Source organism: Streptomyces inhibens (genome assembly GCF_022221585.1).
Classification (GTDB): domain Bacteria; phylum Actinomycetota; class Actinomycetes; order Streptomycetales; family Streptomycetaceae; genus Streptomyces; species Streptomyces inhibens.
On record NZ_CP084681.1, the window covers coordinates 3,890,604 to 3,912,357 of the forward strand.

The 21,754-nt window shown below is 70.3% G+C and carries 18 protein-coding genes and 1 pseudogene; 8 read left to right on the forward strand and 11 right to left on the reverse strand.

Annotation, left to right across the window (positions count from 1 at the left end; genetic code table 11):
- Positions 1-82: 82 nt before the first annotated feature.
- A complete protein-coding gene (locus KI385_RS17815; RefSeq protein ID WP_238573175.1) occupies positions 83-2,473 on the reverse strand; it encodes an immune inhibitor A domain-containing protein in 2,391 nt (796 codons plus the stop codon).
- 399 nt (positions 2,474-2,872) lie between these two features.
- Here KI385_RS17815 and KI385_RS17820 point away from each other — a divergent pair, with 399 nt between their 5' ends.
- Positions 2,873-3,199 carry a hypothetical protein gene (locus KI385_RS17820; RefSeq protein ID WP_238573176.1) on the forward strand — a complete coding sequence of 109 codons (327 nt, stop codon included), beginning with the start codon at positions 2,873-2,875 and terminating at the stop codon, positions 3,197-3,199.
- 87 nt (positions 3,200-3,286) lie between these two features.
- Here the strand turns inward: KI385_RS17820 and KI385_RS17825 are convergent, their stop codons facing one another.
- The gene (locus KI385_RS17825) at positions 3,287-4,069 is read right to left on the reverse strand and encodes an RDD family protein (RefSeq protein WP_238573177.1); all 783 of its coding nucleotides are present in this window, start codon (positions 4,067-4,069) and stop codon (positions 3,287-3,289) included.
- A 113-nt stretch (positions 4,070-4,182) separates the two neighbouring features.
- Positions 4,183-5,751, reverse strand: a complete 1,569-nt coding sequence (locus KI385_RS17830) for an RDD family protein (RefSeq protein ID WP_238573178.1) — start codon at positions 5,749-5,751, stop codon at positions 4,183-4,185.
- A 239-nt stretch (positions 5,752-5,990) separates the two neighbouring features.
- Between KI385_RS17830 and KI385_RS17835 the strand changes: the two genes are divergently transcribed.
- Positions 5,991-6,467: an SsgA family sporulation/cell division regulator gene (locus KI385_RS17835; protein WP_238573179.1), complete on the forward strand. Its 477-nt coding sequence runs from the start codon at positions 5,991-5,993 to the stop codon at positions 6,465-6,467.
- Between the two features lie 228 nt (positions 6,468-6,695).
- Positions 6,696-7,025, forward strand: a pseudogene (locus KI385_RS17840) (tetratricopeptide repeat protein); the annotation flags it as partial.
- A 52-nt stretch (positions 7,026-7,077) separates the two neighbouring features.
- Here the strand turns inward: KI385_RS17840 and KI385_RS17845 are convergent.
- The 4 genes from KI385_RS17845 to hppD all read right to left on the reverse strand — a co-directional run bounded on the left by KI385_RS17845 (position 7,078) and on the right by hppD (position 11,747).
- The gene (locus KI385_RS17845; RefSeq protein WP_238573181.1) at positions 7,078-8,556 is read right to left on the reverse strand and encodes a dihydrolipoyl dehydrogenase family protein; all 1,479 of its coding nucleotides are present in this window, start codon (positions 8,554-8,556) and stop codon (positions 7,078-7,080) included.
- 80 nt (positions 8,557-8,636) lie between these two features.
- Positions 8,637-8,927 carry a ribosomal protein L7/L12 gene (locus KI385_RS17850; RefSeq protein ID WP_238573182.1) on the reverse strand — a complete coding sequence of 97 codons (291 nt, stop codon included), beginning with the start codon at positions 8,925-8,927 and terminating at the stop codon, positions 8,637-8,639.
- Positions 8,928-9,008: 81 nt separating this feature from the next.
- On the reverse strand, positions 9,009-10,373 hold the full coding sequence (locus KI385_RS17855) for an FAD-binding oxidoreductase (RefSeq protein ID WP_238573183.1): 1,365 nt from the start codon (positions 10,371-10,373) through the stop codon (positions 9,009-9,011).
- Between the two features lie 216 nt (positions 10,374-10,589).
- Complete coding sequence (hppD, locus tag KI385_RS17860; RefSeq protein ID WP_238573184.1) at positions 10,590-11,747, reverse strand: 4-hydroxyphenylpyruvate dioxygenase; 1,158 nt, start codon at positions 11,745-11,747, stop codon at positions 10,590-10,592.
- A 129-nt stretch (positions 11,748-11,876) separates the two neighbouring features.
- On the opposite strand from hppD, the gene KI385_RS17865 reads away from it, so the two are divergent.
- From KI385_RS17865 to KI385_RS17885, 5 genes are read left to right on the forward strand one after another with little or no spacing between them, the layout of a single operon-like run.
- The gene (locus KI385_RS17865) at positions 11,877-12,344 is read left to right on the forward strand and encodes an Lrp/AsnC family transcriptional regulator (protein WP_128508497.1); all 468 of its coding nucleotides are present in this window, start codon (positions 11,877-11,879) and stop codon (positions 12,342-12,344) included.
- A gap of 24 nt (positions 12,345-12,368) precedes the next feature.
- Positions 12,369-13,016 carry an ABC transporter permease gene (locus KI385_RS17870; RefSeq protein WP_238573185.1) on the forward strand — a complete coding sequence of 216 codons (648 nt, stop codon included), beginning with the start codon at positions 12,369-12,371 and terminating at the stop codon, positions 13,014-13,016.
- Positions 13,009-14,283, forward strand: coding sequence for a betaine/proline/choline family ABC transporter ATP-binding protein (locus tag KI385_RS17875; RefSeq protein WP_238573186.1), 1,275 nt, complete (start codon positions 13,009-13,011; stop codon positions 14,281-14,283). The genes KI385_RS17870 and KI385_RS17875 overlap by 8 nt, the downstream gene beginning before the upstream one ends.
- Positions 14,280-15,164, forward strand: coding sequence for an ABC transporter permease (locus KI385_RS17880; protein ID WP_238573187.1), 885 nt, complete (start codon positions 14,280-14,282; stop codon positions 15,162-15,164). Before KI385_RS17875 ends, KI385_RS17880 begins: the two co-directional genes overlap by 4 nt.
- Positions 15,161-16,147 carry a glycine betaine ABC transporter substrate-binding protein gene (locus KI385_RS17885; protein WP_238573188.1) on the forward strand — a complete coding sequence of 329 codons (987 nt, stop codon included), beginning with the start codon at positions 15,161-15,163 and terminating at the stop codon, positions 16,145-16,147. Before KI385_RS17880 ends, KI385_RS17885 begins: the two co-directional genes overlap by 4 nt.
- Before the next feature lie 68 nt (positions 16,148-16,215).
- Here KI385_RS17885 and KI385_RS17890 read toward each other — a convergent pair whose 3' ends face one another.
- From KI385_RS17890 to KI385_RS17905, 4 genes are all read right to left on the reverse strand, one after another.
- Positions 16,216-16,995, reverse strand: a complete 780-nt coding sequence (locus KI385_RS17890) for a S16 family serine protease (protein WP_238573189.1) — start codon at positions 16,993-16,995, stop codon at positions 16,216-16,218.
- A gap of 124 nt (positions 16,996-17,119) precedes the next feature.
- Positions 17,120-17,761: an IclR family transcriptional regulator gene (locus KI385_RS17895; protein WP_128508503.1), complete on the reverse strand. Its 642-nt coding sequence runs from the start codon at positions 17,759-17,761 to the stop codon at positions 17,120-17,122.
- Positions 17,762-18,109: 348 nt separating this feature from the next.
- Complete coding sequence (locus KI385_RS17900) at positions 18,110-19,906, reverse strand: DEAD/DEAH box helicase (RefSeq protein WP_238573190.1); 1,797 nt, start codon at positions 19,904-19,906, stop codon at positions 18,110-18,112.
- Positions 19,907-20,073: 167 nt separating this feature from the next.
- Positions 20,074-21,699, reverse strand: a complete 1,626-nt coding sequence (locus KI385_RS17905) for an MFS transporter (protein WP_238573191.1) — start codon at positions 21,697-21,699, stop codon at positions 20,074-20,076.
- Between the last annotated feature and the right edge of the window lie 55 nt (positions 21,700-21,754).

Here is a 21,754-nt window from a genome sequence, read left to right on the forward strand (position 1 = left end):
TGTAGGACGCATCTAAACGCGAATCGGCCGCCGCCCGCTAGTGGGCGACGGCCGATTACCTTTTGACCTGCGATTTTACCTTTTACTTACCGGCGGGGCCGACCAGAACCGTCACCGAGGAGCCGTCCCTGGCCTCCTTGGTGATCTTGATCCGGGTGTTGGTGTCAGGAACGATCACACCACCGGTGGGGTTCGCCTTGTCGTAGTAGACGCCGTTCCGGTCGTCGAAGAGCGTCACGCCCTTCTTCGACGTGATCGTGACCGGCTTGCCGTCCTTGTGGAGGGTGAGGGCGTCGGTCGCGAAGCGGGTGAAGGTCGAGTCGTAGGACTGGAAGCGGTTGCGCATCAGCTTGCCGTCGGCCCAGCGCTCGGCCTTCGGGTGCGCGTCGACCGGGAGGATCTGCCCGGAGCCGGGGTGCTGGCCGACGTTGTTGTCCGCCTGCGAGGTGTCCCACAGCCAGATCAGCACACCGTTCTGGTACGGGAAGTGCTCCACCCAGCTCGGCTTGTCGGTGGTCCAGCCGAAGTTGTACGGGCCGACCTTGAGGGTCTTGTCGTACGACACGTACTGGCGGTTCTCGGCGATGTAGTACTGCGGGTAGTCCTTGGTGAAGGACGCGCCGATGCGCGAGAAGCCCTTGCTGGTCCAGCCGTTGTCGTCGCCCTCGGCGCTGTCGCTGAACAGCGGCTTGCCGTCGGCGACCACGCTGACGGTGTCGGCCGCGAAGCCCTTCTGGGCCGCGCCGCCGTCGGTCTGGTACCGGAAGCGGAGGTCGATCTTCTTGCCCGCGTAGGCGTCCAGCGGGTAGGCGAGGTCCTGGTAGGCGGCGACGGTGCCGGTCAGTGCGGGCTTGTCGCTGCCGTCGCGCGAAATGGCCTTGCCGTTCGCGGTGCCGTCCAGGGCCGTCCAGTTGCTGCCACCGTCGGTGGAGACCTCGGCGTAGAGGTAGTCGTAGTCCTTCTCGATGTCCCACCAGCCCTTGAGCGTCAGCGACGCCTTGGCCTTACCGGTGAGGTCCACCGGCCGGGACAGGGTGTTCTTCAGATCGTTGCCCATGTCGCTCCACCACTGCTTGGAGCCTTCCGCGGGCTGGACGATGTCCGTCTTGACCGCCTTGGCGGGCAGTTCGACGACCACCGCCTGCTTGTCCTTGGTGTTGTACTCCGCGACGCCCAGCTTGTGGGTCGACTTGCTGGCGGCCTTGGCCTTGCCGTAGTTGAGCCAGCCCAGCTGCAGCTTGTCCCAGGCGCTCATGTCGCCGGGCAGGTCGCCGATGGAGTCCTTGCCCCTGCCGAGCCAGGAGCCGCCCGACATCAGCGACCAGAAGTCCACCGAGGATTCGCCGGTGCCGGTGGTGTCGTACTCGTCCGGCAGGCCCAGGTCGTGACCGTACTCGTGGGCGAAGACGCCGAGGCCGCCGTTCTCCGGCTGCATGGTGTAGTCGCCGACCCAGATGCCGGTGTCACCGATCTGGGTACCGCCGGCCTTGTTCTCACCCGGTCCGGTCTTGCCGGCGTCGGTGCCGTACGCGTACCAGCGGTGCGCCCAGATGGCGTTGGTCTTCTGGACACCGCCGCCTGCGGACTCGTCCTCGCCGGCGTGCACGATCTGGAAGTGGTCGATGTAGCCGTCGGGCTCGTTGAAGTTGCCGTCGCCGTCGTGGTCGTAGCGGTCCCACTGGTCGTACTTGGCGAGATCGGTCTTGATCTGCGCGTCGGTACGGCCGGCCGCCTTCTGGTCCTTGGCCCACTGGTTGACGCCGTCGCGGATCAGGTCCCAGGCGCTGGCGCAGTTGGTCTGGCCACAGTAGTTGGAACCGTACCGGGCCTCGTTCCAGTCGACCTTGACCCAGTCGGAGACCTCGCCCTGGACGGAGTAGCGGCCCGAGGACTGCTTCTCGTAGTACTTGGCCAGCGACTGCTTCTTCTTGTCGTGCGAGAAGTAGAGGTCCTGGAAGTGCTTCTGGTTGAAGTCCTTCTGCCAGGCCGTGCTGTTGTCCTTGGCACGGTCCGGCTCGGCTATCTGGTTGTGCGCCGGGCCGGCCTCGCCGCCGTACTTCTTCACCGGCGGCTTGGGGCCGTCGCCGTCCGGGTCGAACATCGTGGTGTCGTCGACCTTGTCGCCGAAGTCCACGAGGACGGTGAAGATCTTGTCGGTCTTCTGCCGGGCCAGCTCGACGTACTTGCTCCTGCCGAGCTTGACGACCTTCGAACCACCCCGTTCGGTGGCCTTGGCGTCGCCGGACATGACCTGCTGGAGGGCTTCCTTGCGCTCGGCCGCCTGCCGTTCGCTGAACGGGCCCGCCAGGTCGTGGTCCACGGACCGCTCGGGGGCCGGGTCTTGGCGCTTGGCGACGGGCGACGGCCCCTGCGCGTCGGCCGTGGCCACCCCCGAAGACAAAGCGGCCGCCCCGATCGCGGCGATTGCCGTGGCCAGGGCGGCCGATCTGAACACCCTTCTGTTGTCTCTCACTTGGCGCTGTCCTCCCCTTTGAGCGGTCCCACTGGTCGAAGGGCATTCGACCGGAAATACAGGGGAAAAGACAGATCTTGACTTGCGCACGTCAGCGAAGTACGTTTCTCGATCCGCTGGTTTCAGCTATCGGACACCGGACGGCCATGCCGTACCGGTACTCCCCCGGGCGGGCAGGACCCGGGTGTATATGCCTGCGGGGCATGCGCCCCCGCCCTCAACAGCCATGACAGCAACGCGCGTTCGAGCGAGCGGCTGTTCGTGCGCCCCCTGTGCACCGCCCCGTGGGTTAGGTCACGCTTACTTGGCGTTCCGCTCGGGCAGTAAGGACCGTAGGCTCGTTTGATGGCGCCTCTTTGACCGACACCCCCTGCCGACCCTCCGAGGACGGATTTCGCCATGCCTCGTCCGACTGCCACCCAGCTCGCCTACGGTTCGGCCACCGTCTTCTTCTCCACCCTCGCGATGCTGCTGCTCTCACAGACGCAGACCGGGATCGGGGTCGCGGTCATCGCCATCGCCGGGTTGGGGCTCGGTCTGCTCGTCGCCATGACGGCACCGATGCCGGGGGTGTCACGAGTGGTCCGCCGGCATGTCGTACGCGCCAAGTCGCCCGCCGTGCCCGCCCCGTTGAGGCCCGTACCGACGCCGTCCGACCGCATGCCGCGGGCCCGGCTCACCGAACCGGCCGCCGTCGAGGCACGGGTCGGCGAGCACTCTCACTGACGGGCAACTCTCACCGCCGGGCACGCGCGCCGACGAGCGCGCGCACCACCGCGCACCCGGACGGGCGCGCGCACGGGGACACCCGCGCTACGCAGGCTCCGTGGAGACCACCACGGTCTTCGCCGCCTTGTCGTGCAGACACTGCTGATACGGCTTGTCCCAGGTACACCACAGGACGTTGACCAGCCAGAAGATGAAGCCGCAGCACGGCACGATCTCCGGCAGCGTATAGACCGCGGCCCGGATCCAGCCCGCCTGGGCGGTCGGGATCGAGCCGTTCGAGAGCATCGCCACCCGGATCTTCATCGCCATCTTGCCGACGGTCTGGCCGCGACTGGTCAGCATCAGCCCTTCGTAGATGAGATACGCCAGCATCGTGACACCCGATACCGTCGACTGCTTGCCGGCCTCCACGTTGCTGGTGCTGAAGTAATCCACCCCGCCGACGATCAACGTCATGATCAAGGACACCGGCACACCGATGAGAATCGCGTCGATGATGCGCGCGACCAGCCGGCGGCCCCGGTTCGCCAGCGGCGGCATTCCGGCCAGCGGATCGGCCGGCCCGTACTGCCCCCCGTAGGGATCACCGGCATACGGCGGGGCTCCTCCATAGGGCGGCGTGCCCCCGGGAGGCGGCGGGCCTTTCGTACCGCCCGGAGGGGGCGGTGGTGTGCCGCCCGGAGGTGGTGTACCGCCCTCACCCCCGCCCGTGCCGCCGCCCTGCGGTGAGTCGTCACGAGGGGAGCCGTTGCTACGAGGAGAGCTGTTGCGAGGAGCGCCGCCCGCCGGGGGCTCCTGCGGCTTCTTCAGGAACGGATCGTTCTCCGGCGGCTCACCGGGGCCGGGCCGGGGCTGGTCGGTGCTCATGGCCCGAGTCGACCCCTTGTCACGGCCGGGCGCATCCGGCGAAGTCCGTTCGGGGGACCGCTGGCGCCCGGCGGATCGGCCGAACGAGAAATCGCCGGTGGGCGGCCGGGCGGCTAGGCCTTGTCGGCGGCGACGAACGTCCGTGCCAGCTTGTCGTGCCAGCACTGGCGCCACGGCTGGTCGAAGAGGCACCAGACGACGTTGAGCACACCGACGGCGAGGATACCGAGGACGCTGTAGAGGAACCAGCGCTTGAGCGCGGCGGCGAGCAGCGGGGTGTCATGGCTCTCGATGTCGAGCACCCGCACGCCGCACAGCTTCTTGCCCAGGGTGCGGCCCCACTTGAAGGTCGGCAGCGCCTCGTAGAGCGCGCCGCCGACCAGCAGGACGGCCAGGATCGTGGCAAAGACCGGCGCGGTGGTGCCGTCGATCAGATAGACCGTCACCTGGCGGCCGGACTGCTTGGCCGCCTCGACCTTGGCGTCGATGTGGTCCGTGACCGTGCCCCACATGGGGACGGCCACCGCGGCGGTGGCCGCGCCCAGCACCAGGGTGTCGATCAGCCGGGCCGCGAGCCTGCGGCCGAGCCCGGCCGGGTGGCCCTGTGCGGCCTGCGCGGCCGCGAAGAAGGGGTCGGCGGCGGCCGGCGGCTTCCAGGGGATGACGCCCTCGGCGCCCGCGCCCTGCGGTCCGGGCGCGGCACCACCCTGCGCCGGGAAGCCGGACGAGGGTGCGGGCGGCTGCTGACCGGGCTGCTGCTGCACCGGGTTCTGCGGTGCGGAGTTCTGTGGCGCCGGATTCTGCGGCGTCTGGTGCTGCGGTGCCTGATGCTGGGGCGTCTGCTGCTGGGGCGCTTGGTTCTGCGATGCCGGGCGGCCCTGCTGGGCTCCGACGGACGGGAGCGACTGCGGGGTGCCGGTACCGGACCCGGCGGACGGCGTCCCGGCGCCGCCCGCGACGCGGATCGCCATCGTCTCGTTGGCCTTGGCGGGCTTGGCGGGCTTGTTGGCGTCCGGCCGTACCGCACGGATCGCGGTGGTGCCCTGGTCGCCGGAGTTTCCGCCACGGCGCGCGGCCGGGTTGACCGCGCGGATGGCGACCGTCCCGTCGGCCGGGACCCCGGGCTTGCCCGGGGCGGGCGAGGCGGACGAGGGCGTGCCGGGCAGATCGCCGGACGCGGACCCGTCGCCCTGCTCGTCGCGCTGCGGCGGCACCGAGCCCCACGAGGCGGCGCCCGACGGCGTCCCCGAGGGTGCCTGGTCGGGCGAACCCCAGGAGATCCGGCGGTCCGTCTCACCGCCGAAGCCGGCCTGCCGGGAGGCGTCGGCCTGCCAGGCGGAGGCTGCTTCCGGGCTGGTGCCGTGCAGCCGGGACGGATCGTCCCAACTGGCGGCGGGCCGGGTCTCGATCTCGCCGCTCCGGCGTACCGCCGGCAGCGCGGCGTCGCCGGCCGCCTCCTCGTCGAAGAAGACCGGGCCGGTCTCCTCGACGGCGGGCGCGGACGGTGGGGCCGCGCCGGGCGGCGGTGCGGGCATCGCCTCACCCTCGGCCGGGGCCGGCCGACTGGTGCCCGGCACCCATGCGGCACCGTTCCAGTACCGGATGTAGCCGGGGATGGACGGGTCCGGGTAGAAGCCTGGCGTGGGGCTGCCGCCGGCGGATCCTGAGGTAGGGGCGCTCATGTCCGAAGTCCCGTATCTGTTCTCGGCCTGGTGGGTGTTGGGGTGCAGTCTGCCGCAACGCAGCGTCCACATCTATCAGACCCCGGGTCGCATCGGTGTCCATGCCCGCCCACGACCACCTGGAAGAGGCCCGGGAAAAAAGTTGTACGAAGTCGCGTAAGAGTCCGGCACCGGGCGCCTCTCTACTCTGTGCGGGCCCGTTTCCGGGTGTCCGCAGGGAACGAAGAGAGGCGGACGTCATGCACACCGTGGTGGAACGAGAGCTGGAACTGGGCCTGGTCCTGTCGCCGGAGAGAAGCATTCCGGTGCCGGCCCGGCTGACGTACCGGTCGGATGACCCGTACGCCGTCCATGTCACCTTTCATATCGGTTCGGACTCCCCGGTCAACTGGACCTTCGCCCGCGAGCTGCTCGTCGAGGGCGTGTTCCGGCCGTGCGGCAACGGTGATGTGCGGGTGTGGCCGACGAAGGTGGACGGCCGCAGCCTGGTCTGCATGGCGCTGAACTCGCCGGACGGCGAGGCGCTGCTGCAGGCGCCGGCCGCGGCGGTGTCGGCGTGGCTGGAGCGCACCTTGCGGCTGGTCCCGCCGGGGTCCGAGCAGCGGCATCTGGGCCTCGACAAAGGGCTGGGCGAACTGTTCGCGATGGCGTCGCGGGAGGACCTGTGGCCCGGTGACAGCCGTCCTTCGGACGAGTCGCCGGAGCCCGGGGCGTAAGGGGTGCCCGGGAAGCCCACCGGGGGTGCGGCCTTAGGCCTTGGACGGGGAGGCCGGCGCAGCCACGTGCCGCGCCGGCCAGACTTGTGGAATGTTCAACCAAGCCGTGGTGTTGGAGCCGGCATGACCGAGAACCGCCTCGCACGTACGGGACACGAGACCGAGCTTCCGGAGTACGACACCGCTGTCACGGCGTACGACTCCGGCTCCGCGGCGCATGACGCCGGCTACTACGAGCACGGCGCCGCCGCCGACCGCTGGGCGCGGGCCCAGCTCTTCTTCGAGGCGAAGGACTTCAACGCCGCGGCGCGGATCCTGCGCGGCCTGGTCGACGACGACCCGCAGCCGGTCGCGCCCCGGCTGCTGCTCGCCCGCGCCTACTACCACTCCGCCCAACTGCACCGCGCGGAGACCGAGTTGCGGGCCGTGCTGGACCGCGACCCGGTGGAGTCGTACGCCCATCTGATGCTCGGCCGCACCCTGGAGCGCCAGGGCCGCGCGGCCGAGGCCGCCGGACAGCTGCGGCTCGCCGCGGCGCTGGGTGCGGACGGCGCCTGAGCGCGAGCGGTCCCGGCGCACGGACCTGACGACCGGGCCGAAAACCGGGCGGTCAGCCGCGGTAGGCCTCCAGCAGCCGCAGCCAGACCTCGCTGATCGTCGGAAAGGCGGGCACCGCGTGCCACAGCCGCTCGATGGGGACCTCGCCGGCCACCGCGACCGTCGCGGAGTGCAGCAGTTCGCCGACGCCGGGGCCGACGAAGGTCGCGCCGAGCAGCACCTCACGGTCCAGATCGACGACCATCCGGGCGCGGCCGCGGTAGCCGTCCGCGTACAAGGACGCCCCGGCCACCGCCGCCAGGTCCTGGTCGACGACCCGGATCCGGTACCCGGCCCGCTCGGCCGCGGCGGCGGTCAGGCCCACCGAGGCGGCTTCGGGGTCGCTGAAGACGACCTGCGGGACGGCGAGGGTGTCCGCGGTGGCGGTGTGTGCGCCCCAGCGGTCGGACTCCAGGATCGGGACGCCCCGGGCACGCGCGGCGATCGCGGCGCCGGCGATCCTGGCCTGGTATTTGCCCTGGTGGGTCAGGAGCGCGCGGTGGTTGACGTCGCCGACGCCGTAGAGCCAGCCGCCGGTCACCCCCTTCACCCGGCAGCTGTCGTCGACGTCCAGCCAGGAGCCGGGCGTAAGGCCGACCGTCTCCAGGCCGAGGTCCTCGGTACGCGGGGCCCGGCCGGTGGCGATCAGGAGTTCATCGGCGATGATCTCGTCGCTGGGGGTACCTCCCGGGCCGCCAGGCCCAGGGGGAGAGTCCAGGACGACGGTCACCGGGCCGCCCGGGGCTTCACGGCGTACCTCGCGCACCTCGACGCCGGTGCGCAGGAAGGCGCCCGCCTCGGCGAGCGATTCGGCGACGAGGTGGCCGGCGAACGGTTCCATCCGGGGCAACAGTCCGTCGCCGCGTACCAGCAGTGTCACGGAGGCGCCCAGCGCCCGCCAGGCGGTGGCCATCTCGACGCCGACCACGCCGCCGCCGACCACCACCAGGCGGCCCGGCACGTTCTTCGCGCTGGTCGCATCGCGGCTGGTCCAGGGCCTGGCCTGGGCAAGTCCCGGGATGTTGGGCAGTACGGCGCGGCTGCCGGTGCACACCGCGACCGCGTGCCGTGCGCTGAGCACCCGGCCGCCGTCGACGACCACCCGCCGGGGCCCGGCCAGCCGGGCCTGCCCGCGCACCAGGTCGATGCCGACCGAGTCCAGCCAGCGGACCTGTCCGTCGTCCTTCCAGTAGGCCGCGAACTCGTCACGGTGGGCGAGCACCGCGGAGGAGTCCAGCGCGACGTCCGCCGCGTCCCTGAGGCCGGGCACCCGGCGCGCCTCGGAGCGGGCGGTGACCGGGCGTAGCAAGGCCTTGCTGGGGATGCACGCCCAGTAGGAGCATTCGCCGCCGACCAGCTCGCTCTCCACGATCACCGCGCTCAGCCCGGCGGCATGCGCCCGGTCGGCGAGGTTCTCGCCGGTCGGACCCGCCCCCAGCACGATGACGTCATAGGCCTCATCGGCGGCTTTGGTCGCTTCGGTCGCTGCCATCGGCTCTCGCTCCCTGCGCGGTCAGGAGTGGCCCGGTGGGCCCCGGTGGTCCTTCTGGCCATCCTCTGCCCACTGCGGCGTCAGCGCATCCGGCGTTCGACCGCTTCCTTGGCCTCGGCGAGTCCGGCGCCGGTCAGCTCGCGGTGCACCTTGATCGCCTGGATCTTCTTGCCCTGCCGCAGCAGCTCGTCGATCTCGGTCATCCTGGCGTCCTGCGGCTCCTCGATGCCGGCGTGCGCCAGCAGCAGGTCCACCTTCCGCTCCAGTCGCTGCAGCCGGCGGTCCAGGGTCTTGGAGCGGCGGTCGGTGGACGAGGCCACCATGGCGAGGGCGATCACGAGCAGGGCTATTCCGGGGAGCAAGGAGTCCATGCGGAAACCTTACGAGGCGGTGGGCAGGGCTCGTGGGGCTGGGGCCATGGACACGACAGGGAGGTGCGCCCCCTGTGGTCCTCAGAACAACTTTCCGGGGTTGAGAATGCCCAGGGGGTCGAAGACTTGCTTGATGCCGCGCTGCAACTCCAGGCCCATCGGGCCCAGTTCGCGCGCCAGCCACTCCTTCTTCAGTACGCCGACGCCGTGTTCGCCGGTGATCGTGCCGCCCAGTTGGAGGCCGAGGGCCATGATGTCGTCGAAGGATTCGCGGGCCCGGCGGGACTCGTCGGGGTCGGCGGCGTCGAAGCAGACCGTGGGGTGGGTGTTGCCGTCGCCGGCGTGCGCGCAGACGCCGATGGTCAGGCCGTACTTCTCGGCGATGGCGGCGGTGCCGTCGAGCATCTCGGCGAGCCGGGAGCGCGGTACACAGACGTCGTCGATCATGGTGGCGGATTTGACCCGTTCCAGTGCGGTCAGGGTCAACCGGCGGGCCTGCAACAGCAGGTCGGACTCGGCGGCGGTCTCGGCGGGCACGACCTGGGTGGCGCCGGCGGCGGTGCACAGCTCGCCGACGGCGGCGAGGTCGGCGGCCGGCTCGGGGGTGTCGAAGGCGGCCAGCAGCAGCGCCTCGGTGGTGTCCGGGAGCCCCATCTGCGCCATGTCGTTGACGGCGCGGATGCTCGTACGGTCCATCAGTTCCAGCAGCGAGGGGGCGTGGCCGCGCGCCATGATCTCGCAGACGGCCTCGCAGGCGGCCGCGGTGGAGGGGAACTCGGCGGCCAGCGCGAGCTGCTCGGGCGGTTCCGGCTTGAGGGCGAGGACGGCGCGTACGACGATGCCCAGGCTCCCCTCGGAGCCGACGAACAGCCGGGTGAGGTCGTAGCCGGCAACGCCCTTGGCGGTGCGCCGACCGGTCGTCAGCAGCCGTCCGTCGGCGAGGACGATGTCCAGGCCGAGGACGTACTCGGCGGTGACGCCGTATTTGACGCAGCACAGGCCGCCGGAGGCGGTGCCGATGTTGCCGCCGATGGAGCACTGTTCCCAACTGGAGGGGTCGGGCGGGTAGTAGAGGCCGTGTGCGTTCACGGCGCGGGAGAGGACGGCGTTGATCACACCCGGTTCGACGACCGCGATCCGGTCGACGGGGTTGATCTCGATGATCCGGTCCATCTTGACGAGCGAGAGCACGATGCAGCCGTCGGAGGCGTTGGCGGCCCCGGACAGGCCGGTGCGCGCGCCCTGGGGGACGACCGGCACGCGGAGTTCGGTGGCGGTCCGCATGATGTGCTGGACCTGTTCGACGGTGCGCGGCAGGACGACCACGGCGGGCGTGCCGGCCTCGCAGAAGCTCGCCATGTCGTTGGCGTAGGAGCCGGTGACGTCGGGGTCGGTGAGGATCGCTTCGCCCGGAAGTCCGGCGCGCAGACGTGCGATGAGGTCCATGCCTCCAGCCTCGCATCCGTGGGCCGTACACGGAAGATCGTGTACGGCCCACGGGTCCGGTCTGCGCGCGGCGCTGTCTTCTGGGGGTGGAGGTCGGGCGACGGGCGGGCGGTCGGCGCGCAGCGCTGTCTTCTGGGGGTGGAGGTCGGGCGACGGGCGGGCGGTCGGCGCGCAGCGCTGTCTTCTGGGGGTGGAGGTCGGGTGACGGGCGGGCGGTCAGAGGTTGCCGCGCCGCTCCTGCTCGCGCTCGATGGCTTCGAAGAGGGCCTTGAAGTTGCCCTTGCCGAAGCCCAGGGAGCCGTGCCGCTCGATCATCTCGAAGAAGACGGTCGGGCGGTCCTGGACCGGCTTGGTGAAGATCTGCAGGAGGTAGCCGTCCTCGTCCCGGTCGGCGAGGATCTTCAGCTCACGCAGCTCGTCGAGGGGTACGCGGGTGTCGCCCACCCACTCGCCGAGGGTGTCGTAGTACGAATCGGGCACATCGAGGAAGTCGACGCCCGCGGCGCGCATCTGCCGGACCGTTGCGACGATGTCGTTGGTGGCGAGGGCGATGTGCTGCACGCCCGGGCCGCCGTAGAACTCCAGGTACTCGTCGATCTGCGACTTCTTCTTGGCGATCGCCGGCTCATTGATCGGGAATTTGACCTTCTTGGTGCCGTCGGCGACGACCTTCGACATCAGGGCGGAGTACTCGGTGGCGATGTCGTCGCCGACGAACTCCTTCATGTTGGTGAAGCCCATGACCTTGTTGTAGAAGGCCACCCACTCGTTCATCCTGCCGAGTTCGACGTTGCCGACGCAGTGGTCGATGGCCTGGAAGAACCTCTTCTCCGGCGGCTCGACGACAGGCGTCGCGGCGACGAAGCCGGGCAGGTAGGGGCCGTCGTAGCCGGTGCGCTCGACGAGGGTGTGCCGGGTCCGGCCGTAGGTGGCGATGGCCGCCAGGACGACGGTGCCGTGCTCGTCCTTGAGGTCGTAGGGCTCCTCCAGGCCGGTGGCGCCGTGGGCGACGGCGTACTCGTAGGCGGCGCGGGCGTCCGGGACCTCGATGGCGAGGTCGACGACGCCGTCGCCGTGGGCGGCGACATGCTCGGCGAGGAAGTGGCCCCAGGCGGTGGTGGGCTTGATGACGGAGGTGAACACGAACCGGGCGCCGCCGGATTCGAGCACATAACTCGCGGTCTCGCGGCTGCCGTTCTCCGGCCCGGAGTAGGCGACGCGCCGCATGCCGAAGGCGGTCGAGTAGTAGTGCGCGGCCTGCTTGGCGTTCCCGACGGCGAAGACGACCGCGTCCATCCCCTTGACCGGGAAGGGGTCCGCCTGCCGGGCCGAGCTGGGGGTGGTGGGCTGGGTGTGCATCGTGGTGTCTGCCATGGTCGCAGAGTCCCTCCGATCCACAAGGTGCGCAATAGTTCGCGAATCCCTTGGGCATTATGCATAGCGAGAGGACAGTATCGCCGGGCTATCTGTACATGATGACCATCGAAATCGAAGGAGCGGACGATGACGATCGATCATTTGGACGGGGCGCTGCTGGAGCTGCTCGCCCAGGAACCGCGGATCGGCGTTCTGGAAGCGTCCCGGCGGCTGGGGGTGGCGCGCGGAACGGTCCAGGCCAGGCTCGACCGGCTTCAGTCGAATGGAGTGATCCGGGGCTTCGGGCCGGATGTGGACCCGGCGGCGATCGGCTATCCCGTGACCGCTTTCGCGACCCTGGAGATCAAACAGGGTCAAGGAAATGACGTACGGGCGCACTTGACGACCGTTCCCGAGGTGCTGGAGCTGCATACAACGACGGGACATGGGGACATGCTCTGCAGGCTCGTCGCCAGATCCAACGCCGATCTACAGCGGGTGATCGACCGGGTTGTGGGCTTTGATGGGATTGTGCGGGCGTCAACGGCGATCGTCATGGAAAATCCGGTTCCGTTGCGGATCATCCCGCTGGTGAAGCAGGCATCAGGAGACTGACCGGCCAACCGAGGAGAGCGACGGGTGAGCTTCTGGGAGTACGTCGGCAGTCGGCACGCGCAGCTGCTGACGGATACGTATCAGCACGCCAGCGCGGTCTTCCAGTGCATGGTGATCGCCACCCTGCTGGGGGTCTTCATCGGCGTCGTCACCTACCGCAGCGAATGGGCGGGCAATCTCGCCACCACCACGACCGCCACCGTCCTGACCATCCCCTCGCTGGCCCTGATCGGTCTGCTGATCCCGATCGTCGGCCTCGGCGTCGCCCCGACCGTCATCGCGCTGACCCTGTACGGGCTGCTGCCGGTCGTGCGTAACGCCATCGTCGGGCTGCGCGGGGTGGATCCGGCGCTGGTCGACGCGGCCAAGGGCATCGGGATGTCGCGCCTGGCCCGGCTCTTCCGCGTCGAACTTCCGCTCGCCTGGCCGCCGATCCTCACCGGCATCCGGGTCGCCACCCAGATGCTGATGGGCATCGCCGCCATCGCCGCGTTCGCCTCCGGCCCCGGCCTGGGCAATGAGATCTTCCGCGGTATCGCCTCGCTGGGCAGCGCCAACGCGCTCAATCAGGTGCTCTCGGGCACCCTCGGAATCGCCATCCTCGCCCTCCTGTTCGACGCCGCGTACGTCCTGATCGGACGCCTGACCATCTCCAGGGGGATCCGTGCCTGAGACACCCGAGACCCGCGCCACCACCGGCGCGCGCATCCATCTGGAGAACCTGACGAAGATCTACCCGGGCAGCCCCAACCCCGCGGTGGAGAACGTCAATCTGGAGGTCAAGGCCGGCGAGATCGTGATCTTCGTGGGGCCCTCGGGCTGCGGAAAGTCCACCACCCTGAAGATGATCAACCGGCTGATCGAGCCGACGTCCGGGCGGATCCGGATCGGCGACGAGGACGTCACCGACATGGACCCGGTCAAGCTGCGCCGCAAGATCGGCTACGCCATCCAGGCCTCCGGCCTCTTCCCGCACATGACGGTCGCCCAGAACATCGCGCTGGTGCCCAAGATGATCGGCTGGTCCAGGACGAAGATCAAGAACCGGGTCGAGGAGATGCTCGACCTGGTCGGCCTGGACCCGGCCGAATTCCACGGCCGCTATCCGCGCCAGCTCTCCGGCGGCCAGCAGCAGCGGGTCGGCGTGGCCCGCGCGCTCGCCGCCGACCCACCCGTACTGCTGATGGACGAGCCGTTCGGCGCCGTCGACCCGATCACCCGCGACCACCTCCAGGACGAACTGATCCGGCTCCAGCACGAGCTGCACAAGACCATCTGCTTCGTCACCCATGACTTCGACGAGGCCATCAAGATCGGCGACCGGATCGCGGTGCTCCGCGAGCGCTCGCACATCGCCCAGTTCGACACCCCCGAAGCCATCCTCACCAACCCCGCGGACGACTTCGTCTCCGGCTTCGTAGGCGCGGGAGCGGCGTTGAAACGGCTGAACCTCACCCGCGTACGGGACGTCGGCGTCGTCGACTTCCCCACCGCCGGGGTCGACGACCCGCTGCAGTCCATCTTCGACCGGCTGCGCTCCAGCTCCCACAACGAACTGCTGCTGCTGGACCGCAACCGCCGGCCGTACAAATGGCTGCGCCGCGGCGATCTGTCCCTCGCCAAGGGCTCGCTGGCACGGGCCGGAACCCTGGTCGCCGACACGGTCACCCGGGACGCCACGCTGCGCGACGCGCTGGAGGCGGTGCTCACCGACAACGCGGGCCGGGTCGCGGTCACCGGGCGGCGCGGCGAGTACATCGGTGTGGTCGACATGGAGACGCTGATGAACAACGTCCATGAACTCCTGGACGCGGACCGCCTGGAGGCCGCCGAGCATCAGCACGAGCTCCAGGAGCAGCGCGCCCGCCAGACACAGCTGGAACAGGAGGGCCTGCACGGCACGGGCGGCACCGAAGGCGGCCGAGGGGTCACGGCATGAGCCCCCGCGACGGCAGCGGCGGGCCGCCGCGCGAGCGCCCGCCGGGCGACCACGAAGCGCTGGCCTTCCGCGACAACGTCGAGATGGAGCAGCGGGAGCTGGCATCCGGTGAGGCGCCCACCCCGTCCGCCGCCCCCGGCGAGCGCCGGATCAGCTGGCAGAAGTGGACCTTCATGCCGGTCTTTCTGCTCGCCGCGCTGCTGGCCACCTGGCTGTGGTTCCGCGGCGCGCGCCTGGACTCGATCGCCCATCAGGCGGTGGACAACGGCAAGGTGTGGCTGGCGCTGCGCCAGCACATCGCACTCACCGCGATCTCCACCGTCTTCGTACTGATCATCGCGATCCCGCTGGGCATCGCGCTGACCCGGTCCAAGCTGCGCCGGGCCACTCCGCTCGCGATGGCCATCGCCAACCTCGGCCAGGCCGTACCGGCGCTGGGTCTGCTGGTCCTGCTGGTGATCTGGCTGGGCATCGGCGCGCGCTCGGCGATCGTCGGCATGGTCATCTACGCCGTGCTGCCGGTCCTCGCCAACACCATCGCCGGGCTGCGCGGCATCGAGCCGACGCTGACCGAGGCGGCCCGCGGTATCGGGATGTCCCCCACCGGCGTGCTGACCAAGGTCGAGCTCCCGCTGGCCGTACCGCTGATCCTGGCCGGTGTGCGCACCGCGCTGGTGCTGAACGTCGGCACCGCGACGCTGGCCACCTTCGGCGGGGGCGGCGGCCTCGGCGATCTGATCTCCGCGGGCATCGTCACCCAGCGGATGCCCGTACTGATCCTCGGTTCCGTGCTGACCGTGGCGCTCGCCCTCCTGGTCGAATGGCTGGCCTCGCTCGCCGAACTGCTGCTGCGGCCGCGCGGCCTGGAGGTGGCCGCATGAGGGCCCTTCGGCGGCCGGCCGCCCTGCTCGCCGCCGCGCTGCTGGCCACCGTCGCGCCCGGCGGATGCGGCCTGGTCAGCGGCAGTGCGATGACCGACAACGTGAAACCCGGACCGGCGGCCGGCTACCCCGACCGCCCGCTCACCGGGGCGCAGCTGACCGTGACCTCGAAGGAGTTCACCGAGCAGATCGTCCTCGGCCAGATCATGGGCATCGCCTTCGAGGCGGCCGGCGCCAAGGTCATCGACAAGACCAGCATCCAGGGGTCGATCGGCGCGCGGGAAGCCGTCAAGTCCGGCACGGCGGACGCCGCCTACGAGTACACCGGCACCGGCTGGATCACCTACCTCGGCCACACCAAACCGGTCGTCGACCCGCAGGAGCAGTGGAAGGTGGTCCGGGACGAGGACCGGAAGAACGGCATCGTCTGGCTGCCGGCGTCGACGCTGAACAACACCTACGCGCTGGCGCTGAACACCGCCAACCAGAAGCGGCTGGGCGTACGCGATCTCTCGGACGTCGCGGCGCTTTCGAAGAAGAACCCCGGCGCCGTGACGATGTGTGTGGAGAACGAGTTCGCCACCCGCAACGACGGTCTGCCGGGCATGGCCCGGGCCTACGGCATGCAGGTGCCGTCCTCCAACGTCCGCAAGATGACCGGCGGCGTCGTCTACACCGAGACGAAGAACGGCACCTGTGCGCTGGGCGAGGTCTTCACCACGGACGGCCGGATCAAGGCGATGAACCTGCACGTCCTGGCCGACGACAAGCACTTCTTCCCCAACTACAACGTCGCACCGGAGATCAACGCCAAGGCCCTGAAGAAGTACCCGGCCATCGCCGAGGTCCTGGCCCCGGTCACCAAGGCCCTCAACAACACCGTCGCCCAGGAGCTGAACCGCAAGGTCGATGTGGAGGGCCAGGACCCGCACGACGTCGCCAAGAACTGGCTGCTGAAGGAGGGCTTCATCAAGGAGGGGTGAGGGGGCGGGCCCGTCCGGCGGACCAGGGCCGGTCCGCCGGTGCCCGTCGCCGGTTCGGCGGCCGGCTCTCAGCAGCTGGGGACCTTGCCCCCGGTGCGCAGCGCCTTCAGGGCGTCCACCGCGCCGTCGAGCGTCGAGACCGGGATCAGCCGCATCCCGTTCGGCAGCTCCGCCCGGGCATCCGCGCACTCCTTACGGGGCACGAGGAAGACCGAGGCACCGTCGCGGCGCGCGGCCTGCGTCTTGAGCGGGACCCCGCCGACCGCGCCGACCTTGCCGCCGGCGCTGATGGTGCCGGTGCCGGCGATGGTCCGGCCGCCGGTCAGGTCGTGGCCCGCGCCGTCACCGTCCAGCTTGTCGACGATGCCCAGGGCGAACATCAGCCCGGCGCTCGGCCCGCCGACATCCGCGAGGCTCAGCTTGACCTTGATGTCCTTCTCGGACTTGTTGAGCTGCCCGAGCGCGGCCGCGGTGGCGGTGTCCTGGGACTCCTTCATCTGCTTCGCGTTGTGCTCGGCGATCTCCTCGGTGTTGTTGCCCACCGGGTAGACCGCCTCCCGCGGCATCACGGCCTCATCGGTATGGAACCAGCCCCGGACGATGTCCGGCAGACGGACGGAGGCGTCCGGGCCGGTGGCGACGATCGAGGTCATCCGCAGCTCGCCGCTCGTCCTGCGGGTCTCGGCACCGGTGATGGTGATCACCGGTTTGCCCTTGTCCTCGCCGAGGACGTTCGCCGTCATGCCCGGGTATGCCACCGAATACGGCAGCGGGGCGAGGGCCACGGTGACGAGGAGGGCGAGGACGAGGGCGGTGCAGACCGCCAGGGCACGAGCGCGTGAAGACACCCCGCCACCCTAATTGACCCCCGCCTCACCAGGGCCTTACGGCGCTGCGACCTCACCGCACGGCCACGGCCCCTTCACACCCCGGGGCCTCACCGCACGGCGACGGCCCCATCGGCCCCAGGCCTCACCGCAGCGCCTCGGACACCTCCCGGGCCGCGTCGACCACCCGCGGCCCGATCCGCTCCGAGACCGTGTCCGCGAGCATCACCACGCCCACGCTGCCCTCGATGCCGCTCACCCCGAGCAGCGGTGCCGCGGCCCCGCTCGCGCCGGCCTCCAACTCCCCGTGCGTCAGGGCGAGTCCGGCGTCCTGGGTGCGGCCCTGCCGGGCCTTGAGGATCGCCCGTCCGGCGGCCCCGCGGTCCAGCGGATGGCGGAAACCGGCCCGGTAGGCCACGTGGTAGTCGGTCCAGGTCGGCTCCACGACGGCGACGGCCAGTGCCTCCGTGCCGTCGACGAGGGTGAGATGCGCGGTGGCCCCCACGTCCTCGGCGAGCGAGCGCAGCGCGGGCAGTGCGGCCTCTCTGACCAGCGGATGCACCTGACGGCCCAGGCGCAGCACCCCCAGGCCGACCCTGGCCCGGCCACCGGTGTCGCGGCGCACCAGGGCGTGCTGTTCCAGCGTCGCCAGCAGACGGTAGACGACGGTGCGGTTGACACCGAGCTTGTTGGACAGCTCGGTGACGGTCAGCCCGTGGTCGGTGTCGGCGAGAAGTTTGAGGACGCGCAGCCCTCGGTCGAGTGTCTGGGAGGTCTCTGCGGTCACGACGCCCCTCCTGGGTGAGTGGCGGCACTCGGACGCGACGCGCTGCGAGTCCCGGAGCAGCGCGCGCTAGAGGCCGCCGGCCGCATGGCACCGGCTGCGCTCCGCGGCGGCGCTGCCACGGGGCGTGTGCGTGACCGGGACAGTAGCGAGCCAGTCCGGTCAGCGGAAGAGTCCGTCCAGAATCCGGTCTTTCGCGCCCGGAATATCCCCATTGGTCCACTCAATGGCGTCAACTTGCGCTTCAGCGAGGGCTATGGCGTTACCCCGCCGTGACGGGAACGGGCGAACATGAGACAGGTGGCGCCCCGCCAAAAGCGGAGCGCCACCTGACGCGTCGACGGGCTCACCTCACCGCATCCGGGTGGCCCACTCCCGTACCTTCTTGATCCGCTCGTTCAGCTGCCCGGCGGTGGCCTCCGCGCTCGGCGGTCCGCCGCACACCCGCCGCAGCTCGGTGTGGATCACGCCATGCGGCTTTCCGCTCTGGTGGACATACGCCCCCACCAGCGTGTTCAGCTGCTTCCTGAGCTCCAGCAGCTCCTTGTGCGTGACCACGGGCCGCCGCTCGGCCGGCATCTCCAGCAGGTCCGCCTCGGAGTCCGGCTTCTTCCTGCTGTGCGCGATCTGCCGGGCCTGCCGCTTCTGCAGCAGCATCTGCACCTGGTCCGGCTCCAGCAGCCCGGGGATACCGAGGTAGTCCTGCTCCTCCTCGCTGCCCGCGTGCGCCTGCATACCGAACTCGGCACCGTCGTAGAGCACCCGGTCGAAGACCGCCTCGGACTCCAGCGCCTCGAACGAGAACTGCTCCTGCTCCCCGGTGTCCTCGTCCTGCTCCTTGTTCGCCTCCTCCATCTCCTTCTCGGATTCGGCGTAGGGGTCTTCCTCCCCGTCCTTCTTCGGCTTGTCGAGCACATGATCGCGCTCGACCTCCATCTCATTGGCGAAGCCGAGCAGCATCGGGACGGTGGGCAGGAACACCGAGGCCGTCTCGCCGCGCTTGCGGGACCGCACGAAACGGCCCACGGCCTGTGCGAAGAACAGCGGCGTGGAGATCGTCGTGGCGTACACCCCCACCGCCAGCCGCGGCACGTCGACGCCCTCGGACACCATCCGCACCGCGACCATCCAGCGGTCCTGTGAGTACGAGAAGTCGTCGATGCGCTGCGAGGCGCCGGAGTCGTCGGACAGCACGAGGGTGGCGCCCTGCCCGGTGATCTCCCGGATCAGCTTGGCGTACGCGCGCGCCTGCTCCTGGTCGGAGGCGATCACCAGCGCCCCGGCGTCCGGGATGGACTTACGGACCTCGGTCAGCCGCTGATCGGCGGCGCGCAGCACATTCGGCATCCAGTCGCCGCGCGGATCCAGCGCCGTACGCCAGGCCTGCGAGATCGCGTCCTTGGTCATCGGCTCGCCGAGCCGGGCCGCGATCTCGTCGCCGGCCTTCGTCCGCCAGCGCATATTGCCGCTGTAGGAGAGGAAGATGACCGGGCGCACGACGCCGTCGCCCAGCGCGTTCCCGTATCCGTAGGTGTAGTCGGCCGAGGACCGCCGGATCCCGTCGTTGCCCTCCTCGTACGTCACGAACGGAATCGGGTTGGTGTCGGACCGGAAGGGCGTACCGGTGAGCGCCAGCCGCCGGGTGGCCGGCTCGAAAGCCTCCAGACACGCCTCGCCCCACGACTTCGAGTCACCGGCGTGGTGGATCTCGTCGAGGATCACGAGCGTCTTGCGCTGCTCGATCCGGTTGCGGTGCAGCATCGGCCGGACGCCCACACCGGCATAGGTGATCGCGACGCCGTGGTACTCGCGGCCCAGTGGCCCCGCGCTGTACTCCGGGTCGAGCTTGATGCCTATCCGGGCCGCGGCCTCCGCCCACTGCTTCTTCAGATGCTCGGTCGGTGCGACGACCGTCACCTGCTGCACGACGTGGTGGTGCAGCAGCCACGAGGCGAGCGTGAGCGCGAACGTCGTCTTGCCGGCTCCCGGCGTCGCGACGGCGAGGAAGTCTCTCGGCTGGGTCTGGATATAGCGGTCCATGGCCGCCTGCTGCCAGGCACGCAGCTTGTTCGCGGTACCCCAAGGGGCCCGCCCCGGAAAGGCCGGGGACAGGTGATGGTTGTTGGTGGCGCTGGTGGTGGTAGTCACGGTCTCCGTCGGCTGAACTCGGCGATCGGCAACCGCGTCAGCCTACCGGTGCGCCGGTTCACGCTCCGGGGTTACAGCGCCGGGTCACCCGAGGGTGGGACTGAGGTCACATCACATCACGTCGTGCGGAGCCCTCGACCGCCGGGCACGATGCACGGCACCCGGCCTCACGCCCCCTTGGGACGCAACCGGCCCGCCACCCCCGCGCCGACCGCAGCGACCACCGCCATCGCCGCGAACACGGCCGTGAAGGCCGCCGGATGGCTCGCCGAGGCGGCGGCAGTGGTGGCCGCCGGGCCGTTCGCCGCGATCGAACCGCCGCCGAAGGCGACGAACAGCACACCGCCGATACTGACAAAAGTCACATTCCCCAACGCATCCGACATCTGTAGGGACGCGGAGTTGCTGCCGGCCTCCTCGGGGCGGGACAGCTTCAGCAGCAGCACGCCGCCGCTGGAGATGTTCAGGCCCATGCCGAAGCCACCGACCGTCCAGGCCACCGCCACGATCCCGGCCGGCACCCCGTCGATCAGGGCCAGCGGCACCATGACGATGGCCGCCGCGAGCAGGACCATGCCCAGGCCCATCAGCCGCTCCCGGTACGGCGCAAGGCGCGGCCGGCTCTGGACGTACGAGCCGAGCGCCCAGGTCAGTCCGCCGCCGGTGAGGGAGAGGCCGGCGAGGGTGGCGGACAGTCCGCGCTGGGCGACCAGCATCAGCGGGATGAAGCTCTCGGCGGCGACCATCGCCCCGGCGGCCAGGCCGCGCATGAGCACGACGGTCGGCAGGCCGCGCGCCGCCCGGAACGTGCCACGGGGCAGCAGCCGCACGATGCCCGGCACCAGCAGGGCCAGTCCGGCGGCCGCGGGCAGCAGCGCGAGCCAGGTCGGGTGCTGGCCCGCGTACTGCACCAGACATGCGCCCACGGCGACGGCCAGTGCGAGCAGACAGCGCCGGCTGCCCAGGACGTGCCGCACTCCGGCGCGCGCACCCGGCTGTGTACGCGGCAGCTTGCGCAGCGCCGGCAGCATCACCGCGAGCGGCAGCAGTATCAGCACGGGGATGGAGAGGAAGACCCAGCGCCAGCCGAGCTGTTCGGTGACGGTGCCGGCGACCAGCGGACCGACGATCACCGGCACCACCCAGGCCGCCGAGAACGACGCCATGATCGACGGGCGCAGCCGCTCGGGGTAGGCCCGGCCGACGACGACATACAGCGAGACCACCACCAGCCCGCCGCCGATGCCCTGCACCCCGCGGCCCGCGATGAACATCCCCATGTTCCGGGCGCCGCCCGCGATCAGCAGCCCCGCCCCGAACGCGGCGATCCCGGTGAACAGCGGGGCCAGCGGACCACGCCGGTCGCTCCACTCGCCCGAGAGCGCCATCGCGAACAGGCTCGCGGTGAAGAAGGCGGAGAAGGCGAAGGCGTAGCTGCCGATGCCGTCCAGGGCGCGGGCGGCGACCGGCATCGCGGTGTTCACGGCGCTGGCCTCGAAGGCGACGAGCGAGACGACCGAGATGATGCCGAGGGTCAGGGCGCGGTGGGTCCGGCTCAGGACGCCGTCGGTGTCGGGGGTGGTGGCGTGGGCGAGGGCGAGGGCGTCGATTTCGGTGTCGGTGGCGGGGGTGGTGCCGGCGTCGGCGTCGATTTCGGTGACGGTGGCGACGTAGGCGCTGTCGGCGTCAATGGCGACATCGGCGCCGGAACCGACATCGACACCGGAACCGACATCGGCGCCGGAACCGACGTCGGCGCCGGCGTCCGTGCCATGGGGGCGGTCAGCGGTCATCGGGCCAGCGTAAGAGCCGTAGGGCGGCTGCGCCCCTGTCGGGAGACGGGGATCG